This window comes from Pantoea sp. Fr-CA_6 (assembly GCF_024520895.1).
GTDB classification, from domain to species: domain Bacteria; phylum Pseudomonadota; class Gammaproteobacteria; order Enterobacterales; family Enterobacteriaceae; genus Pantoea; species Pantoea agglomerans.
The window spans coordinates 330,018-348,569 of sequence record NZ_JALNPO010000002.1 but is presented as its reverse complement, the minus strand read 5'-3'; the positions used below and the strand labels follow the sequence as shown (position 1 = coordinate 348,569).

Here is an 18,552-nt window from a genome sequence, read left to right as displayed (position 1 = left end):
AAAGACGCACGCTATTTCATCCATCGACAAAGTCGTTTCTGCAAAGCTGAAAAGCGCTGCTATACTTATCCGGTACTTGATTAGGACAACCATCAAAGAGAGGACTGAAACGATGAGTACCGCTAAATTGGTTAAAACTAAATCTTCTGACCTGATTTATACCCGCAATGATGTGGCCGAAGACGATAAAAAAGCCACCATCGCGGTGTTAAACCGTCTGGTAGTCGAGTTTATTGACCTGTCATTGATCACTAAGCAGGCGCACTGGAACATGCGCGGTGCTAATTTTATCGGTGTGCATGAGATGCTGGACGGCTTCCGCACCGCGATTACCGATCATCAGGATACTATTGCCGAGCGTGTGGTTCAGCTGGGTGGCGTGGCGCTGGGCACCACGCAGGTCGTTAACGATACGACTCCGCTGAAGAGCTATCCGCTTAATATTCACAGCGTTCAGGATCATCTGAAAGCGCTGGCAGACCGTTACAGCGTTGTCGCGAATGACACCCGTAAAGCAATCACTGAAGTGAAAGACGAAGATACCGCTGATATCTTTACTGCGGCATCACGTGACCTTGATAAATTCCTGTGGTTTATCGAAGCGAACATTGAATAAGACTCAATGCAGTCTGTCAGGCGGGGAAACCCGCCTTTTTTACGTCTGTGTTACCGCATTTTTATGACCCTGTTAACAGTTCTTCCCTCCCCCGCTTCACAGCCTTAACATCTGAGGCACACTACCGCTTGCACCAAAACAGCCACCTGCACCAAAACTGAGCACCAAACTGGTGCAATGGCAGAATTAACTGCAAAATCGTGTCAGCTATGTTATTTAACTCTCTGATTTCGCGGATTTTGCAAAGTTGGCATAATTCTTTCATATGACAAGCCGCAAACGCAGGCCCTGCCGCCTGGTAGTAAAAAAAGGAAAAATGATGAAGTCACTGTTAAAAGTTTCTGTGGCCGCGCTGGCGCTGGCCTTCTCTCTCTCTTCCACTGCAGCAGACAAAAAGCTGGTCGTCGCCACGGATACCGCCTTTGTTCCGTTTGAATTTAAACAGGGTGACAAATATGTCGGCTTCGATGTGGATCTGTGGGATGCCATTGCGAAAGAGCTGAAGCTCGATTACACCCTGAAGCCAATGGACTTCAGCGGCATTATCCCTGCACTGCAAACGCGCAATGTCGATCTGGCACTGGCGGGTATCACCATTACCGAAGAACGTAAAAAAGCGATTGAGTTCTCTGACGGCTATTACAAAAGCGGTCTGCAGGTGATGGTGCGTAACAATGAAAACGACATCAAAGGCATCAGCGATCTGAACGGTAAAGTGGTCGCAGTGAAAAGCGGCACCGGCTCCGTGGAATACGCGAAAGCCAACATCAAATCCAAAGATCTGCGTCAGTTCCCGAATATCGATAGCGCCTATATGGAGCTGGGCACCAACCGTGCGGACGCCGTGCTGCATGACACGCCTAACATCCTTTACTTCATCCATACCGCCGGTAAAGGCCGCTTTAAAGCGGTAGGCGATTCAATTGAAGCGCAGCAGTATGGTATCGCCTTCCCGAAAGGCAGCGACGATTTACGTGAAAAAGTAAACGGCGCACTGAAAACCCTGAAAGAGAACGGCACCTACAACACGCTCTATAAAAAATGGTTTGGCACCGAACCTAAATAATAATTTGCCCGTTATCTGATTTCAGCAGGGGAACTTTTTCCCTGCTTTTTTCCATCGCAACATATCTGGAGTGACACCATGGAGTTTGACTGGAGCGTCATCTGGCCCGCCATGCCAGCGCTGCTTGAAGGCGCTAAACTGACCTTAATTATCTCAATTATTGGACTGATTGGCGGCCTCTTCATCGGCCTGGTAGCGGGCTTTGCCCGCGCTTACGGTGGCTGGATCACCAATAACATCGCACTGGTGTTTATCGAAATCATTCGCGGCACCCCTATCGTGGTGCAGGTGATGTTTATCTATTTTGCTTTGCCGATGGCGTTCCCCGACCTGCGTATTGATCCCTTCAGCGCGGCGGTGGTAACCATCATGATTAACTCCGGCGCTTACATTGCCGAGATTACTCGTGGTGCCGTGCTGTCGATCAACAAGGGCTTCCGCGAAGCCGGACTGGCGCTTGGCCTGTCGAGCCGCGAGACGCTGCGCTACGTGATTATGCCGCTGGCGCTGCGCCGTATGCTGCCACCGCTGGGCAACCAGTGGATTGTCAGCATCAAAGATACTTCGCTGTTTATCGTTATTGGTGTGGCTGAACTGACTCGTCAGGGTCAGGAGATTATTGCCGGTAACTTCCGCGCGCTGGAAATCTGGAGCGCCGTCGCGATTATCTATCTGGTTATTACGCTGGTGTTGAGCTTTGTGCTGCGCCGCATTGAGAAAAGGGTGAAAATCCTGTGATTGAATTTAAAGATGTCTCCAAGCATTTTGGCCAGACCCAGGTGCTGCACAATATTGACCTGAAGATTAACCAGGGCGAAGTGGTGGTGATTATCGGCCCATCCGGTTCCGGTAAATCAACCCTGCTGCGCTGTATTAACAAGCTGGAAGAGATCACCAGTGGCGAACTGATTGTCGATGGCCTGCGCGTCAATGATCCGAAAGTCGATGACCGCCTGATTCGTCAGGAAGCGGGCATGGTGTTTCAGCAGTTTCATCTGTTCCCACAGATGAGTGCGCTGGATAACGTCGCCTTTGGTCCTATCCGTGTGCGCGGTGCCAGCAAAGAGGCGGCACGCCAGCTGGCGCGTGAGTTGCTGGGCAAAGTGGGCCTCGCCGAGCGCGCGCACCACTTTCCGTCTGAGCTTTCCGGCGGTCAGCAGCAGCGCGTGGCGATTGCCCGTGCACTGGCAGTTAAGCCGAAAATGATGCTGTTTGATGAGCCAACCTCAGCGCTCGACCCGGAACTGCGTCACGAAGTGCTGAAGGTGATGCAGGATCTGGCCGAAGAAGGCATGACGATGGTGATTGTGACGCACGAAGTGGGCTTCGCACAGAAGGTGGCCTCACGGCTGATCTTTATCGATAAAGGCCGGATTGCGGAAGATGGCGATCCCGACAGCCTGATCAGCAACCCACCGAGCGAGCGTCTGCGCGAATTCCTGCAGCACGTTTCCTGATCAAAATGGGCCGCTAAGCGGCCCGTTAAAACTGATGACAATCCAAACCAGGGTAAATCTGGCAGCAACGAATAAACCCGAAGCACAGGGAACCCGGTCAGAAGAGGAAAGCGTCCCGCGCCAGGGACGGCGCGGGCCGAGCGTGTCATGGATGACAGCCTTTGCGTCTTTCCGATCTGACCGGGTTCCCTGTGCCAGCTCGGTCTTACCTCCACCGAGTCGGGCGTTGTCAACAATCAAAACGGGCCGCATCGCGGCCCGTTCTATTTTACTCTTCGCCCACAGATACACCTGTTACCCATGTAAAGCGATACCTCAGTTCCCCAGGCGACTCAGCAGTTTAGTGCGCTGGGCGGCAGGCATAAAACTCCACGCCAGGAAGCGACTCTGCTTCTGACCCTGCGCCATATTAACCACCCGCATCTCCGCCACGTCGAGCGCCTGCAGCTGTTTTTCCAGCGCCGGTAAGTTCTCTTTGCGCGACACCAGCGAGGTAAACCAGCCGATCTGACGACTAAACGCTACGCTCTCGGCGATCATCTTGCCGATAAAGCCCTTTTCGCCACCGGGATACCACAGCTCATTGTGCTGTCCGCCAAAGTTGAGCGGCGCACTCTTATCCAGTCCGAGATTGCGGACCTTACGCTGCGATCCCGATACCGCCTCTTCCGCCGACGCGTGGAACGGCGGATTACACATCACTGCACTGAAAAATTCAGTTTTACTGACCACACCTGCCAGCACTGCATCGCTGTTTTTCTGACGACGCAGACGGATCTGGCGCGTCAGGCGCGGATTGGCCGCAACAATGCGGTTAGCGGCTTTGATGGCGGCTTCATCGACTTCGGTGCCGGTAAAGCGCCAGCCATATTCTGCCGCGCCAATCAGCGGATAGATGCAGTTTGCACCGCAGCCGACATCCAGAACGTCCGCCGTCGGGATCACGCCGTTATTATCCAGCGCCAGCAGATCGGCAAGGTAGTGCAGATAATCGGCGCGTCCCGGCACGGGCGGGCAGAGTGAGCCGGGAGCCAGCTGCCAGTCGATGTCGTAAAATAGTTTGATCAGCGCCTGGTTCAGCAGCATCACCGCCTCCGGGTCCGCGAAATCCACGGACTGCACGCCATACCCATTGGGCCGGACTTTGGCTTTCAGCGGCGGATGGGCAGCGGTTAACGCGGCAAAATCGTATTCGCCCTGATGGCGATTGCGGGCGTGGAAAGGCGACGTGCTGGCTGACTTTTTCATACGTTCTCTCAATTATTCAGGCGCGCGTACAATACGCTGTAGGCGGCGGAAAATAAACCCGCACCATCCGCTTACCTCTTTCCGATTCCGTCGGGCGATGCTGTCGGGCTAAGATAAATAAAATTCCCTGCTGGAGAAGTTATGACCCGGAAACGCTATTCCTATCAACCCCGTGCTGGTCACGGTCTGCCGCACGATCCGCTGAACGCCATTATCGGGCCGCGCCCGATCGGCTGGATTAGCTCAGTGAGCAGCAGCGGCCAGCACAATCTGGCACCTTACAGCTTCTTTAACTGTTTCAACTATCATCCGCCGATTATCGGTTTCGCCAGCAGTGGCTGGAAAGACAGCGTGAGAAATATTGCTGAGACCAAAGAGTTTGTCTGGAACCTGGCGACGCGTCCGCTGGCGGAAGCGATGAACGAAAGTTCCGCCTCGCTGCCTGCCGATCAGGATGAGTTCGCCTTTGCCGGTTTAACGCCGCTGGCGGCTTCACAGGTCAGCGCCAGTCTGGTGGCAGAGAGCCCGGTCAACTTCGAGTGCCGCCTGACGCAACTGATTCAGCTGCAGGATGCCAGCGGCAATCTGATCGACAGCTGGCTGGTGCTGGGTGAAGCGGTGGCGATTCACATTGATGAATCGCTGCTGGAAGAGGGCATTTATCAGACCGCTAAAGCCGAGCCGATTCTGCGCGCGGGCGGCCCCAGCGCCTATTACGGCATCAGCGAAGCGCAACGTTTTGATTTAGTCCGTCCGGACGCGCGCCGCAGGTAATCCTCACCCCACAAGCGCATCGGCCCGGTGCGCTTTAATCTGAGCTACCGCGCGGGCGATGTCGGGTGCCAGCCAGCGATCCTGCTGCCAGCACTCAACAACCTGCCGCAAATGCTGCCAGGCGCGCCGCGTGCCTGCTGCCAGCTGTGACTCACCGTGAAACTCCAGCGCCTGCGCCGCCAGCAGATACTCAATCGCGATAATGTGATCAACATTGCTGACCAGTTTCAGCAGCTTCAGCGCCGAGCCGGTGCCAAGGCTCAGATGATCCTCCTGTAATCCTGAAGTGACATAGTTATCAAGCACCGCAGGCTGCGCCAGCTGACGGTTCTCCGCGCAGAGTGACGCCGCCACGTACTGCGCAATCATCATGCCGGAATTCACGCCCGGCTCGGCCACCAGAAACGGCGGCAGGCCGCTGACCAGCGGATTCACCAGCCGATCAAGCCGTCGCTCGGCGATGCTGCCCAGCTCCGCCATCGCAATGGCCAGCAGGTCGCAGGCCATTGCCACCGACTCGCCATGCGGATTGGACTGTGACACCACGCGCCAGGCCTGCGGCGTCCCCAGCACCAGCGGATTGTCGGTACAGGCGTTGAGTTCGTTCTCCACCTGACGGACAGCGTGACTAAACTGATCGCGACAGGCGCCGTGCACCTGCGGCATCGAGCGCAGACTGAGTGCATCCTGAGTCCGGATGCCAACGCTGGCTTTCAGCAGCGGGCTGTCACTCAGCAACTGGCGCAGGCGTTCGCCACTGCGCTGAATCCCCGGGCTGGCCTTCAGCGCCAGCACCTCAGGGTCAAACGCCACCAGCTGACCGCGCAGCGCCTCAAAGCTCATCGCACCGGTGACGTCTGCCCAGTCCAGCAGCCGTTCGGCATCGTCCAGTGCCAGACAGGCTAAGCCGGTCATACAGGGCGTGCCGTTGACCAGGCTCAGCCCCTCTTTGGCACCAGGCCGGTAAGGGGCTAATCCCGCCTGGGCCAGCGCCTGCTGCGCCGGAACGATTTCGCCCTGCCACTCCACCTCGCCGATGCCAATCAGCGCCAGGCCGATATGCGCCATGTGGGTCAGATATCCCACCGATCCCTGCGACGGTACCTGTGGCGTAATCTGCAGGTTTAGCAGCGCCAGGAGATGTTGCACCAGCGCCACTGAAACACCTGATTTTCCGTGGCTGTAGTTCGCAATCGCAGCGCACAGAATGGCGCGGACCTCGGGTTTTGCCAGCACCGGCCCGACGCCACAGGCATGACTCAGCAGGGTATTGCGCGACAGCTGGCTCAGCTCATCTTCAGACAGGGTGATGTTGCACAACGCCCCCAGCCCGGTATTGATGCCGTAAGCCACCTGCCCCGCCGCCACGATATTCCCGACGATTTCTCGGCTCTGCGCAATTCGCTGCCAGGCACTGTCGCTCAGCGTCAGGGTGGCGCCGTGCCGGGCGACCTGCACCAGCGCCTGCCATTTCAGCGGGCCATCGCCCCAGACCAGCGTCTGACGTATTACGTCGCTCATACCACCGGCTCCACCTGATGATGACTGGAGATAAACTGCTTAAAGCGCGCCGATCCCGCCTCGCCGAACATCGCCTCTGGCGTGCCCTGACAATCAATGGTGCCCTGATGCATAAACACCACCCGGTTAGAGACGTTGCGGGCAAAACCCATCTCATGGGTCACCACCAGCATGGTGCGGCCCTCTTCCGCCAGGCTGCGCATGACCTTCAGCACCTCGCCCACCAGTTCCGGATCGAGTGCCGAAGTTGGCTCATCAAACAGCATCACCTCCGGGTCCATTGCCAGCGCGCGGGCGATCGCCACCCGCTGCTGCTGACCGCCTGAAAGCTGGGCGGGATAGAAATCTTTGCGATTCAGCAGACCGACCCGATCCAGCAGCTGTTCCGCCTGGGCAATACAGGCTTTTTTATCGCGCTTGAGGACGTAGTGCGGCCCTTCAATGACATTCTGCAGCACCGTCAGGTGCGACCAGAGGTTAAAGCTCTGAAACACCATGCCGAGCCGGGAGCGCAGCCGCTCAATCTGACGCGGGTTAGCCGCCAGCTGGTGTCCCCGGGCATGGCGCTTCATCTCAATGGTTTCACCGCCCACGCTGACCACGCCCGCGTCAGGCGTCTCAAGCAGATTAATGCAGCGCAGCAGCGTACTTTTGCCCGAGCCGCTGGCACCGAGTATTGAGATAACATCGCCCTGGTGCGCCTGCAGCGAGATGCCTTTCAGCACCTCCATGGCGCCAAAGGATTTATGGATATCGCTGGCCGACAGCGTGACGGGTGGCAGTTCAGACATGTTTATTTTCCTCCAGGAATCGGCTTAGCGGCCGGTAACGGCTTTTTTTCCGGTTTATGAACCGGCGTCAGACGCCGCTCCAGCAGGGCATACAATTGCACAATGATGAAGTTGAGGATCAGGTAGATTGCCGCCGCACAGAGAAACACCTCCATGGTGCGGTAAGTACGCTGGATAATCTGCTGCGCCACCCCGGTGACATCCCAGACCGTGACCAGACTGGCCAGCGCGGTCGACTTCACCAGCAGAATCGCCTCGGTGGAGTAAGCGGGCAGCGCATAACGCAGCATCACCGGCGCGATAATGCGCCGCAGCAGCAGCCCGCGCGACATGCCGCACGCCATCCCCGCCTCCACCTGACCGGGCGGCACAGCCAGCAGCGCACCGCGCAGGATCTCCGCGGTGTAGGCGGCGGTGCAGAGCGACAGCGCCAGCACCGCACAGGTAAAGGGCTCACGCAGAAACGGCCAGAAGAGACTGTGCCGGATCACACCAAACTGCCCGAGGCCGTAGTAGATCAGGAACAGCTGGATCATCAGCGGCGAGCCGCGAAACACCAGAATGTAGCCACGGGCAAAAGCACTCAGCAGACGCCAGCGGCTCATACGCAGCGCCAGAATACCCACCGCCAGCACGCCGCCGCACAGAAAGGCGCTGATAAACAGGCCCAGCGTAACCGGCAACGCGGCGCTGAGTTTCAGGAAGGTGTCAGTGAGGAACGCGAAATCGATCATAAGTCTCCTTAATGCTGTGCAGCGGTGCGGCTTTGCCAGGCGCGACCAAGACGGGATTCAGCCCGCAGAAAGGCGCGGTTCGACAGCAGCGTCAGCAGCAGATAACAGGCACCGCCCACCAGATAAAAGGAGAAGTAATCACGGGTGGAGCCGGCCGCAATCTGGCTGGCCCGCATCAGCTCGACAATGCCGGTCACTGACACCAGCGCCGAGTCTTTCAGACTCATCTGCCAGACGTTTGACAGGCCGGGCAGCGCATAGCGCGCCACCTGCGGCAGCAGGATGCGTTGCCGGATGCGCCAGCGCGGCATACCAATAGCAACAGCGGCTTCGATCTCCCCTTTCGCCAGGGCCAGCCGTGCGGCACGATAGACTTCCGCCTGGTAAGAGCCGGAGATAAGCCCGATGGCCAGCGCCCCGATCAGAAACGGCGGCGCTTCGATAAACCCGTCCGCGCCAAACAGTTGTCCGATCTGCGTGATCAATCCCGATCCGCCGAAGTAGAACAGGTAGATCACCAGCAGCTCAGGGATGCCACGAAAGATCACCGAGTAGCCTTCCCCTGCCCAGCGCACCGCGCGGTGCGGGGATAACTTTGCAGCGGCGACGCCCGATCCCACTACCGCACCGACCAGCAGCGCGGCAAATGACAGGAGCAACGTCGTCAGTGTGGCACTCAGAATCAACCGTCCCCAGCCCTCCGGGCCAAAACTCAGCAGGCTTATCATCAGTTACCTCACTCAGGGTGTGACGTCAGTTTTGAACCACTTCTCGCTCAGCTTTTTCACTGTGCCATCGGCCAGCGCGGCTTTGATCGCCTGATCCAGCCGGGCTTTCAGATCGTTGTCTGCCATGCGCACGCCCATCGCCTCGCCCTCACCCCAGATTGGGCCGCCCAGCTGCGGACCGCTAAAGCTGAGGTTACGGTTATCCGGTCGCGCCAGCATCGACTGCGCAAAGGTCACATCGTCAAACACTGCGTCAATTCGCCCCGCCTGCAAATCGAGGATCGCATCGGCTGAGCTGGTGTATTCACGGACATCCGCCACCTCTTTGAAGTACTTGTCGATAAACGGCGTGTAGACGGTGCCGGAGGCGATACCGATGGTTTTGCCCTTCAGCGCCGCTTTCAGGGGTGCGATGGCAGGCTCCACGGTTTTCTCATCGTCGGTGAGTTTGATGATCTTACTGTCGGCAGGCAGCAACGACCCTTTCATCGTGATGAAGGTGGCGGGCGTAGAGGCGTAGGGCACGGTGAAATTGATCACTTTCTTGCGCTCGGGGGTGATCACAATTGCATCCATGATCACGTCATATTTTCCGGCATTCAGACCGGCGATCATTCCATCCCAGTTCTGCACCACCAGCTTGCACTGTATTGCCATACGCTGGCAGAGATCGGCCATCAGCTCCGGTTCAAAACCGCCCAGCTTGCCGCCTGGCAGGGTGAGGTTCCAGGGTTCATAACTGCCTTCGGTGGCAATGGTGATCGACTTCCACTCTTTGGCCTGGGCGCTGACGCCACAGAGCAGCAGGCTGGAAACCAGCGTAGTGAGACATAAACGACGAAGAGTCAGAGGGTGCGTCATACGGTTCTCCTGAAAGTAGCGGCCTGGTGATCACCCTGACGAGATTTAACATAAATTTCACAGGATGATATGTCATGTATATACAAGTTAACGCAGCGCAGTTCATTGCCGGCTTTATCGTTTTGTGAGCCAGACAGAATTTATTACGCAGATGGCGGTGCTGCGGCACTTGTACATACAACCAAGCAAAGGTTATGCCAGCTCTGCAGAAGTGGAAAAAAGCGGCGGGAGTCTGGGAGCGGGCAGGCGACCTGCCCGCCGCTGCACCCGATCAGGGCAGCGATGCACCGGAGTGGCGCATCGCTCTGGTGAATTTTATTGCGGTTTAGCCTGCGCCAGCATGGCGTGGATCAGTGCCTTCAGCACGTTCTGCAACCGGGCGGCACGCGCCTGCTGCCAGGCGTAAGGTGGGGTTTCATCCATGTAGTTGAGCTGCGCCAGCTCCAGCTGGACCGCCTCAATCTGCTGCTGCGGCTGACCGTAGGCACGGGTGATGTAACCGCCTTTAAAGCGCCCGTTAATCACCCAGCTGTAGTCGTTCTGCGCCGCGCACACGGCCTCCAGCGCCGCACTCATTGGAGGCGTGCAGCTTGCGCCGTCGTTGGTGCCGATGTTGATATCGGGCAGACGGCCGTCAAACAGGCGGGGAATTTCACTGGCGATAGAGTGGGCGTCAAACAGCAGCGCATAGCCATGCTGCGCTTTGAGCCGCGCCAGCTCCTGTTGAATCTGCTGATGATAGGGCTGCCAGATCTGATCGATGTAGCCCTGACGCGCCGTGTCGTCGGGTGTTTTGCCTGGCGCAAAGGTCGGTGTGCCGTCGAACAGGGTTTCAGGGAACAGGCCGGTGGTGGCGCTGGTGTAGAGCGGCTGGTTATCGGGCGGGCGATTGAGATCGACCACAAAGCGGGAGTAGCGGCCGATTAACACGCTGGCTCCGAGATCACGCACAAAATCATACAGCAGGGGAATATGCCAGTCGGTGTCGGGTAAGCCGCGCGCGGCCTCACTCAATCCGGCTTCCACGTCGGGCGTCAGCTCGGTACCGGCATGGGGAATGCTGACCAGCAGCGGCAGACTGCCCTGGGTAAAATGGAAAGGGTTCATTGCGGTTCTCCACGATAGATAACGGTACAGGGCAGTTCACCACCCAGCCAGTAAACCAGTTCTGCCGGACGGGCCAGCGGCCAGTGAACGAAGTTCGCCACTTTTCCCGCCTCCAGCGAGCCGTGACTGTCAGCCAGCCCCAGCGCTTTTGCCCCCCACAGCGTGACGCCCGCCAGCGCCTCTTCCGGCGTCATGCCAAACAGGGTGCAGCCCATATTAAGCATCAGACGCAGCGACAGCGCAGGCGAGGTGCCGGGATTGGCATCGCTGGCCAGCGCCATCGGCACGCCATAGCGCCGGAAGAGATCCACCGGCGGACGCTGCGTCTCCCGCAGCAGATAAAATGCACCAGGCAGCAGCACCGCCACGGTGCCATGCTGTGCCATCGCTCTGGCATCCTCCTCGGTGGCATATTCAAGGTGGTCGGCAGAGAGCGCCCCATAGCGCGCCGCCAGTGCTGCGCCACCTGACGCCGAGAGCTGCTCCGCATGCAGTTTCACCGGCATGCCAAGCGCCACTGCCCGGTCAAACACCCGCGCCACCTGCTGCGGTGAAAAGGCGAGATGCTCGCAGAACGCATCCACCGCATCCGCCAGTCCCAGTGCCTGCACCTGCGGCAGCAGCCGTTCGCAGATGATATCGACCCAGCCATCCGGGTCGTGCTTAAACTCCGGCGGAAAAGCATGTGCCGCCAGACAGGTGGCGCGCACGTCAGCGGCTACGCTCTCTCCCAGCTGGCGAATCGCCCGCAGCATCCGCAGTTCGCTCTCTTCATCCAGGCCATAGCCGGACTTGATTTCCACGGTGGTGACGCCCTCGGCCAGCAGGCGGTTAAGCCGCCAGCGAGCCGATGCCACCAGTTCCTCTTCAGTGGCGGCGCGGGTAGCGCGCACGGTTGAGAGAATGCCACCGCCCTGCGCGGCAATCTCTGCATAGCTGACGCCATTCAGGCGCTGTTCAAACTCCTGGCTGCGGTCGCCGCCAAACACCAGATGGGTATGACAATCCACCAGCCCCGGGGTCACGATGCCGCCCGGCAGATGATGATGCTGATCGGCGATGAACGCGGGCATCTCCGCCTGCGGCCCGACCCACACCAGCCTGCCCGCCCGCACCACCAGCGCCCCCTGCGGGATAAGATGGTACTTTCCGTCACGCATGGTGACCAGGTCAGCCCCGGTCCACACCGTCTCTACGCGCATCTCTTCTGCCATCGCTGCCTCATGCCTCCGCCGTTTACACTGTGCCTCAAAGTATGTATATGTATATACAACCACATCCGATGAGGATCAACCATGGCGACTTTTTTTGCCTCGCGTGCCCTGCTCGCGGAGGGCTGGCAGCAGCAGGTGCGTATCACGGTCAATCAGGCCGGTTTTATCGACTCTATTACTCCGGATAGCCACGCTGATCAGGCTATCCGGCTCAACGGCGAGGTGATCCCGGCAATCGCCAACCTGCACTCGCACGCCTTCCAGCGTGCCATGGCGGGTCTGGCTGAAGTAGCGGGCGATCCTCAGGACAGTTTCTGGACGTGGCGGGATCTGATGTACCGCATGGTGCAGCGCCTGACGCCGCAACAGGTGGGCGATATTGCCGCCCTGCTCTACATCGAGATGCTGAAAGGCGGCTACACCCAGGTGGCAGAGTTTCACTACCTGCACCACGACACACAGGGTGCGCCCTACAGTGATGATGCGATGCTGCAACAGCTGATTGAAGCGGCGGAGATCGCCGGTATCGGCCAGACGCTGCTGCCGGTGCTCTACACCTACAGCGGCTTCGGCAGCCAGCCAGCGTCGGCGGGTCAGAAGCGTTTTATCCAGCAGACCGATCGCTATCTGCAACAGCAGGCGCGGCTTGATGCGTGGCAGCAGCAAAGACCACTGCTGAACCGTGGCCTCTGTTTCCATTCACTGCGGGCGGTGAGTGAAAGCCAGATGCAGGACGTGCTGGCGGCCAGTGATCTGACACTGCCGGTACATATCCATGTGGCTGAACAGCAGAAAGAGGTGAATGACTCGCTGGCGTGGAGCGGCGAGCGTCCGGTGGCCTGGCTGATGAACCGCTTTGAGGTGGATGCGCGCTGGTGCCTGATCCACGCCACCCATCTGGATGAGAGTGAGCTGGCGCGTCTCGCCCGCAGTGGCGCAGTGGCGGGTCTCTGCCCGACCACCGAAGCCAACCTCGGTGACGGCATCTTTCCGGCAGTGGAGTACATCGCGCAGGGCGGACGCTGGGGCATCGGCTCTGACAGTCACGTTTCGCTGAGCGCCCAGGAAGAGCTGCGCTGGCTGGAGTATGCTCAGCGACTGCGCGACCAGCGCCGCAACCGGATTACCCTGCCCGGCCAGCCGTCGGTAGGCGATCTGCTGTGGCAACAGGCAGCAGCAGGCGGTGCGCAGGCGTGTGGCATTCAGCAGGGCACGCTGGCGGTGGGACAACGTGCCGACTGGCTGGTGCTGCGGGATGAGGCGTGGCTCGGCAGCGTCGGGTCGCACGCCGTCCTCAACCGCTGGCTCTTTGCCGGGCAGCGCGATCAGATTCGGGACGTTTATGTGGCGGGTAAAGCCGTGGTTGAAGATGGGGTGCATCCGCACCAGACGGCGTGTGCCGCCCGCTTTGCTCAGGCGATGGAGGCGCTGCGATGATCGCCCGGTTCACATACGCGGAGCTGGCGGTCAGCCGCTGGCGCAACGGCGGCGGCGAAACCCGCGAAATCATCAGCTTTCCACCCGGCGCGGAGCGCTTCGGCTGGCGCGCCAGCATTGCGACGCTGGCGCAGGATGGTCCCTTCTCTGCCTTTCCTGACATTGATCGGGTGATTACCCTGCTGCATGGCGATCCGGTGTTGCTGACCGCGCCGGGCGGGCAGCACTTACTGACGCCTCAGCAGCCCTGGGCGTTTGCCGGCGAACTCGCCTTAACGGCAAAGCTGCAGGGCAGCGTCAGCGAAGATTTTAATATTATGACGCGGCGCGGGGAATGGCAGGCAGCGGTGGAGATGGTGACCACGCCTGTCAGCACTCTGCATGGCGTTGCCTGGGTGCTGGCTGGCACCTGGCAGACGGCTGACGGGGAACGGCTGACTGCGCAGCAGGGCGCGTGGTGGGTCGATGAAGAAACAGCACTCAGCCCGTGCGATACCGATGCCCGGCTGCTGTTTACCCGTCTTAACCGTGTCCCCTGAAGCGGCCCAGTAATTTGTAACGTGAGCCAGGATAGAGCAGCCGCGCATAGGTCACGATTTTAGTGTCGCTCCAGGTCTGACGGCGAATCAGCAGGCAGGGCTCGTGCTCATCCACTGACAGATGTTTACGCTGACGCGCATCGGGCAACACCGCTTCAACAATGTGCTCGCCCGCCGTCAGCGGCGCGACGCGCATCAGATAGGTGTAAGGCGTCATCTGCTGATAATCCTGCGTCAGGTAATCGGGCGCGACCAGCGGATTGACCAGACGGTCCTCCAGCTGCACCGGCAGCTCATTTTCGTAATGCACAATCAGCGAATGATAAAGCGTCTGCCCGGTGGTCAGTCCCAGCACCGCCGCCTGCTCAGGATCGGCTTTGTCCTGGCCGATGGCGAGGATTTTGCAGCTGTGCTGATGGCCGCGCTGAGCGATCTCATCGGCGATATTATGCACCTCCAGCATGGCGGTGTAGCCTTTCATCTCCGCCACGAAGGTTCCGACGCCCTGCATCCGCACCAGAAAGCCTTCGCTGGTGAGTTCACGCAGCGCCCGGTTAATGGTCATGCGGCTGACGCCCAGTTCATTAACCAGTTCACTTTCTGATGGCACACGCTGATTCGCTTTCCACAACCCTTCACGGATCTGGCTGACGATGGCCTGCTTCACCCGCTGATAAATCGGGGCAGGCTCATCGCTCATTGCCGCCGCCAGTTGTGCCAGTGCCGTATGCTCAACCATTTGCTGTTCCTTATGCTGAAAGTCCCCTAAGTTTACTGTCTCACCGTGTGAATGTATATACATCCAGTACGCTGTGCGGTGCCCCAATGGTGCAGCCTGCGCATCCTGATGGTGCAGCCTCTGAGTAGCGCTAAATAGTCAACCCGCAACGGACGGGCAATCGATTTTTGTGATCGGCCTGGCACGGCACTTGCTTGCTCCCTTTGATTGTATAGACAAGCATAGACAAGAATTAAAGCTTATGTTTCACTCGTATTATTCCGCTGGATCAGGGCAAGGAGAGCAGTTTAGCCACACCAGCACACTTGTATAGACAGGAGTAGACTATGTCAGGTTCGTTTCAGGTTTTGCGCCTGGTGCCAGGCGAGGTGGACCTCGCCACATTACGCGCTATCTATCAGGGCAACGTCACGCTGACGCTTGATGAGCCCGCGCGTCAGGCGATTGCGGCGGCGCAGCAGACCGTGGATGCGATTGTCGCCTCTGGCAACGTGGTATATGGCATTAATACCGGCTTCGGCAAGCTGGCGCAGACGCAAATCCCGGCCAGTCGGCTGGCGGATCTGCAGCGTAATCTGGTGCTGTCACACAGCGTCGGGCTGGGCGATCTGCTGCCCGACAATGTTACCCGCCTGGTGGTCGCCACCAAAATCATCAGCCTGGCACGCGGTCACTCTGGCGTGCGAATCGAACTGGTTGAGGCGCTGCTGGCGCTGTTCAATGCGGGTGTCATGCCCTGCATCCCGGAAAAAGGCTCGGTCGGTGCCTCCGGCGATCTGGCGCCGCTGGCGCACATGTCCCTGATGCTGCTGGGCGAAGGTCAGGTCCGGCTCAGGGGTGAGTTGATCCCGGCAACCGAAGGCCTGGCAAGCGTGGGTCTGTCGCCGTTTGTACTCGGCCCGAAAGAGGGACTGGCGCTGCTTAACGGCACCCAGGTCTCAACTGCGCTGGCGCTGCGCGGCCTGTTTGAGGGTGAAAACCTGTTTGCCGCCGGTCTGATGGCCGGTGCGCTGTCGCTGGAGGCGATTAAAGGCTCGCTAAAACCGTTCGACGCCCGTATCCATCAGGCGCGCGGTCAGCATGGTCAGATTGCGGTCGCCGCTGCCGTCAGCACCCTGATTGAGGGCAGTGAAATAGTGCTGTCGCATACGCATTGCGGCCGCGTTCAGGATCCCTACTCCATCCGCTGCGTGCCACAGGTGATGGGTGCCTGCCTGGACAACTTCAGCCACGCCGCGCGGATTCTGGAAATCGAAGCGAACGCGGCCTCTGACAACCCGCTGGTGTTCAGCGACAGCGGCGATGTGATCTCCGGCGGCAACTTCCACGCCGAGCCGGTGGCCTTTGCTGCGGACATCCTGGCGCTGGCGATTGCCGAAGTCGGAGCCATCTCCGAGCGGCGGCTGGCGCTGCTGCTGGACAGCGGCTTGTCGGGCCTGCCGCCCTTCCTGGTGCGCGACGGCGGCGTAAACTCCGGCTTTATGATCGCCCAGGTGACCGCCGCCGCGCTGGCCTCTGAGAACAAATCGCTGGCCCATCCGGGCAGCGTCGACAGCCTGCCGACCTCCGCTAATCAGGAAGATCACGTCTCGATGGCAACCTACGCCGCCCGCCGTCTCGGCAGCATGTGCTTTAACAGCGCCGCGGTAGTCGGCATTGAGGCGATGGCCGCCGCACAGGGCATTGAATTCAACCGGCCGCTGAAAAGCTCTGCGCTGATTGAGCAGGCCATCGACACCATTCGCGAGCAGGTCGCCTTCCTTGAGGAGGATCGCCTGCTGGCTCCCGATATCGAGGCAATGCGTCAGTGGGCAAGTCGCACTGACTGGCCTCAGGCATTGACCGCGCTGCTGCCGAGCATGCGCCCAACTTCTTGAATTAAGGAATCTTTCATGAGCGAAACTCTTTCTCAGGCTGTGGCACGTGAAATTCGCGCGCCTCACGGTACCACGCTGCACTGCGCCAACTGGCTGATTGAAGCCGCTTACCGCATGATTCAGAACAACCTCGATCCCGATGTTGCCGAGCGGCCGGAAGATCTGGTGGTTTATGGCGGCATCGGTAAGGCGGCGCGTAACTGGGAGTGCTTCGAGCAGATCCTGCGTTCGCTGCGGGCACTGCAGCCGGATGAAACCCTGCTGATCCAGAGTGGCAAGCCGGTCGGCATATTCCGCACCCATGCGGATGCACCCCGCGTACTGCTGGCAAACTCCAATCTGGTGCCGCACTGGGCAACCTGGGATCACTTCCATGAGCTGGATAAAGCGGGCCTGATGATGTACGGCCAGATGACCGCCGGTTCCTGGATCTATATCGGCGCGCAGGGCATCGTGCAGGGCACCTACGAAACCTTCGTGGAAGCGGGACGTCAGCACTACAACAACGACCTCAGCGGACGCTGGATCCTCACCGCCGGGCTGGGCGGCATGGGCGGCGCGCAACCGCTGGCGGGCGTTCTGGCCGGGGCCTGTGTGCTGGCGATTGAGTGTCAGGAGTCGCGCATCGATTTCCGCCTGCGTACCCGCTATGTAGATTACAAAGCCACCACGCTGGATGAAGCGCTGGCGTTAATCAGCGAAGCGACCGCGGCGAAAAAAGCGATTTCGGTCGGGCTGCTGGGCAATGCCGCCGAGATCCTGCCGGAGCTGGTGAAACGCGCCCGGGCGGGCGGGCCAAAACCGGACATTGTCACCGATCAGACCTCGGCACACGATCCAATTAATGGCTATCTGCCGGCTGGCTGGGATCTGGCGCGCTGGCAGCAGGAGCGCGTCTCACAGCCGAAGGCAGTGGAGAAAGCGGCGCGTGCGTCAATGGCGGTCCACGTGCAGGCGATGCTCGACTTCTGTCATATGGGCATCCCGACCGTGGATTACGGCAACAATATCCGTCAGGTAGCGCTGGATGAGGGTGTCAGCAACGCCTTCGACTTCCCAGGCTTTGTACCGGCCTACATCCGTCCGCTGTTCTGCGAAGGAAAAGGCCCGTTCCGCTGGGTGGCGCTGTCCGGCGATCCGGAAGATATCTACAAGACCGACGCGAAACTCAAAGAACTGTTCCCGCACCACAAAACGCTGCATCGCTGGCTGGATATGGCGCAGGAGCGCATCGCCTTCCAGGGACTGCCAGCACGTATCTGCTGGCTGGGACTGGGCGAACGGCATCTTGCCGGTCTGGCGTTCAATGAAATGGTGCGCAACGGCGAGCTGAAAGCGCCGGTGGTGATTGGCCGCGACCATCTCGACTGCGGCTCGGTTGCCTCACCTAACCGTGAAACCGAAGCGATGAAGGATGGCTCGGATGCAATCTCAGACTGGCCGCTGCTCAACGCGCTGCTGAACACCGCAGGCGGTGCGACCTGGGTCAGCCTGCATCACGGCGGCGGTGTTGGCATGGGCTTCTCGCAGCACGCCGGTATGGTGATTGTCTGTGATGGCAGCAAAGAGGCGGATGCGCGTCTGGGACGGGTATTGTGGAATGACCCGGCCGCCGGCGTGATGCGTCATGCCGACGCGGGTTATGAGCTGGCACAAAGTTGCGCGGCAGAGCATGACCTGAATCTGCCGATGCAGAAGTAATACGCTGAACGGGGCGGGCAGCGGCTTGCCCCGTTTTCGTCGCATTTTTCCCTTCTGAAGCCCTGCCCGGACATCACTTCCTTATTACTTATTCCATTTTGATTTAGCCTATAGCCAGATTTCGTCCTGCCGGCGATAGACG

At 59.3% G+C, this 18,552-nt stretch carries 19 protein-coding genes; 10 read left to right on the top strand and 9 right to left on the bottom strand.

The features are described 5' to 3' along the window. The first annotated feature begins 112 nt into the window (after window positions 1–112). From dps to glnQ, 4 genes are all read left to right on the top strand, one after another. A complete protein-coding gene (gene dps / locus NR201_RS04760; RefSeq protein WP_010254336.1) occupies window positions 113–616 on the top strand; it encodes a DNA starvation/stationary phase protection protein Dps in 504 nt (167 codons plus the stop codon). 319 nt (window positions 617–935) lie between these two features. Next, window positions 936–1,682, top strand: coding sequence for a glutamine ABC transporter substrate-binding protein GlnH (gene glnH, locus NR201_RS04755; RefSeq protein ID WP_010254333.1), 747 nt, complete (start codon window positions 936–938; stop codon window positions 1,680–1,682). A gap of 78 nt (window positions 1,683–1,760) precedes the next feature. Next, window positions 1,761–2,420 (top strand): glutamine ABC transporter permease GlnP, encoded by a 660-nt coding sequence (gene glnP, locus NR201_RS04750; protein ID WP_010254329.1) that lies wholly within the window; start codon window positions 1,761–1,763, stop codon window positions 2,418–2,420. Continuing rightward, window positions 2,417–3,139 carry a glutamine ABC transporter ATP-binding protein GlnQ gene (glnQ, locus tag NR201_RS04745; RefSeq protein ID WP_010254327.1) on the top strand — a complete coding sequence of 241 codons (723 nt, stop codon included), beginning with the start codon at window positions 2,417–2,419 and terminating at the stop codon, window positions 3,137–3,139. The genes glnP and glnQ overlap by 4 nt, the downstream gene beginning before the upstream one ends. Before the next feature lie 315 nt (window positions 3,140–3,454). On the opposite strand, the gene rlmF is transcribed toward glnQ, so the two are convergent. Beyond that, complete coding sequence (gene rlmF / locus NR201_RS04740; RefSeq protein WP_010254323.1) at window positions 3,455–4,387, bottom strand: 23S rRNA (adenine(1618)-N(6))-methyltransferase RlmF; 933 nt, start codon at window positions 4,385–4,387, stop codon at window positions 3,455–3,457. A 141-nt stretch (window positions 4,388–4,528) separates the two neighbouring features. On the opposite strand from rlmF, the gene NR201_RS04735 reads away from it, so the two are divergent. After that, window positions 4,529–5,161, top strand: a complete 633-nt coding sequence (locus tag NR201_RS04735; RefSeq protein ID WP_022625978.1) for a flavin reductase family protein — start codon at window positions 4,529–4,531, stop codon at window positions 5,159–5,161. A 3-nt stretch (window positions 5,162–5,164) separates the two neighbouring features. On the opposite strand, the gene hutH (NR201_RS04730) is transcribed toward NR201_RS04735, so the two are convergent. The 5 genes from hutH (NR201_RS04730) to NR201_RS04710 are packed head-to-tail and all read right to left on the bottom strand — an operon-like array spanning window position 5,165 to window position 9,796. Continuing rightward, window positions 5,165–6,682, bottom strand: coding sequence for a histidine ammonia-lyase (gene hutH / locus NR201_RS04730; protein WP_182504519.1), 1,518 nt, complete (start codon window positions 6,680–6,682; stop codon window positions 5,165–5,167). Beyond that, on the bottom strand, window positions 6,679–7,473 hold the full coding sequence (locus tag NR201_RS04725) for an ABC transporter ATP-binding protein (protein WP_022625980.1): 795 nt from the start codon (window positions 7,471–7,473) through the stop codon (window positions 6,679–6,681). The genes hutH (NR201_RS04730) and NR201_RS04725 overlap by 4 nt, the downstream gene beginning before the upstream one ends. Window positions 7,474–7,475: 2 nt before the next feature. Continuing rightward, window positions 7,476–8,207 carry an ABC transporter permease gene (locus NR201_RS04720; RefSeq protein ID WP_010254311.1) on the bottom strand — a complete coding sequence of 244 codons (732 nt, stop codon included), beginning with the start codon at window positions 8,205–8,207 and terminating at the stop codon, window positions 7,476–7,478. A gap of 8 nt (window positions 8,208–8,215) precedes the next feature. Beyond that, entirely contained in the window at window positions 8,216–8,935 is a 720-nt protein-coding gene (locus tag NR201_RS04715; protein ID WP_010254310.1) for an ABC transporter permease, read from the bottom strand. Between the two features lie 12 nt (window positions 8,936–8,947). Then, entirely contained in the window at window positions 8,948–9,796 is an 849-nt protein-coding gene (locus NR201_RS04710; protein WP_191921149.1) for a transporter substrate-binding domain-containing protein, read from the bottom strand. A 194-nt stretch (window positions 9,797–9,990) separates the two neighbouring features. On the opposite strand from NR201_RS04710, the gene NR201_RS04705 reads away from it, so the two are divergent. Continuing rightward, window positions 9,991–10,125 carry a hypothetical protein gene (locus NR201_RS04705; protein WP_256849424.1) on the top strand — a complete coding sequence of 45 codons (135 nt, stop codon included), beginning with the start codon at window positions 9,991–9,993 and terminating at the stop codon, window positions 10,123–10,125. On the opposite strand, the gene hutG is transcribed toward NR201_RS04705, so the two are convergent. Together hutG and hutI are read right to left on the bottom strand one after the other, a co-directional pair. Beyond that, window positions 10,112–10,903, bottom strand: coding sequence for an N-formylglutamate deformylase (hutG, locus tag NR201_RS04700; protein ID WP_256849423.1), 792 nt, complete (start codon window positions 10,901–10,903; stop codon window positions 10,112–10,114). The genes NR201_RS04705 and hutG overlap by 14 nt on opposite strands. Beyond that, window positions 10,900–12,117: an imidazolonepropionase gene (gene hutI / locus NR201_RS04695; protein ID WP_256849422.1), complete on the bottom strand. Its 1,218-nt coding sequence runs from the start codon at window positions 12,115–12,117 to the stop codon at window positions 10,900–10,902. The genes hutG and hutI overlap by 4 nt, the downstream gene beginning before the upstream one ends. Window positions 12,118–12,198: 81 nt before the next feature. On the opposite strand from hutI, the gene NR201_RS04690 reads away from it, so the two are divergent. Both NR201_RS04690 and NR201_RS04685 read left to right on the top strand, forming a co-directional pair. Further along, a complete protein-coding gene (locus tag NR201_RS04690; protein WP_256849421.1) occupies window positions 12,199–13,554 on the top strand; it encodes a formimidoylglutamate deiminase in 1,356 nt (451 codons plus the stop codon). Further along, window positions 13,551–14,093, top strand: coding sequence for a HutD family protein (locus NR201_RS04685; protein WP_256849420.1), 543 nt, complete (start codon window positions 13,551–13,553; stop codon window positions 14,091–14,093). The genes NR201_RS04690 and NR201_RS04685 overlap by 4 nt, the downstream gene beginning before the upstream one ends. Here the strand turns inward: NR201_RS04685 and hutC are convergent. Then, on the bottom strand, window positions 14,077–14,832 hold the full coding sequence (hutC, locus tag NR201_RS04680; protein WP_050679476.1) for a histidine utilization repressor: 756 nt from the start codon (window positions 14,830–14,832) through the stop codon (window positions 14,077–14,079). The two genes, NR201_RS04685 and hutC, sit on opposite strands and share 17 nt — an antisense overlap. 326 nt (window positions 14,833–15,158) lie before the next feature. Here hutC and hutH (NR201_RS04675) point away from each other — a divergent pair, with 326 nt between their 5' ends. Both hutH (NR201_RS04675) and hutU read left to right on the top strand, forming a co-directional pair. After that, window positions 15,159–16,709 carry a histidine ammonia-lyase gene (gene hutH / locus NR201_RS04675; protein ID WP_010254298.1) on the top strand — a complete coding sequence of 517 codons (1,551 nt, stop codon included), beginning with the start codon at window positions 15,159–15,161 and terminating at the stop codon, window positions 16,707–16,709. A 15-nt stretch (window positions 16,710–16,724) separates the two neighbouring features. After that, window positions 16,725–18,410: a urocanate hydratase gene (gene hutU, locus NR201_RS04670; protein WP_256849419.1), complete on the top strand. Its 1,686-nt coding sequence runs from the start codon at window positions 16,725–16,727 to the stop codon at window positions 18,408–18,410. Window positions 18,411–18,552: the final 142 nt, after the last annotated feature.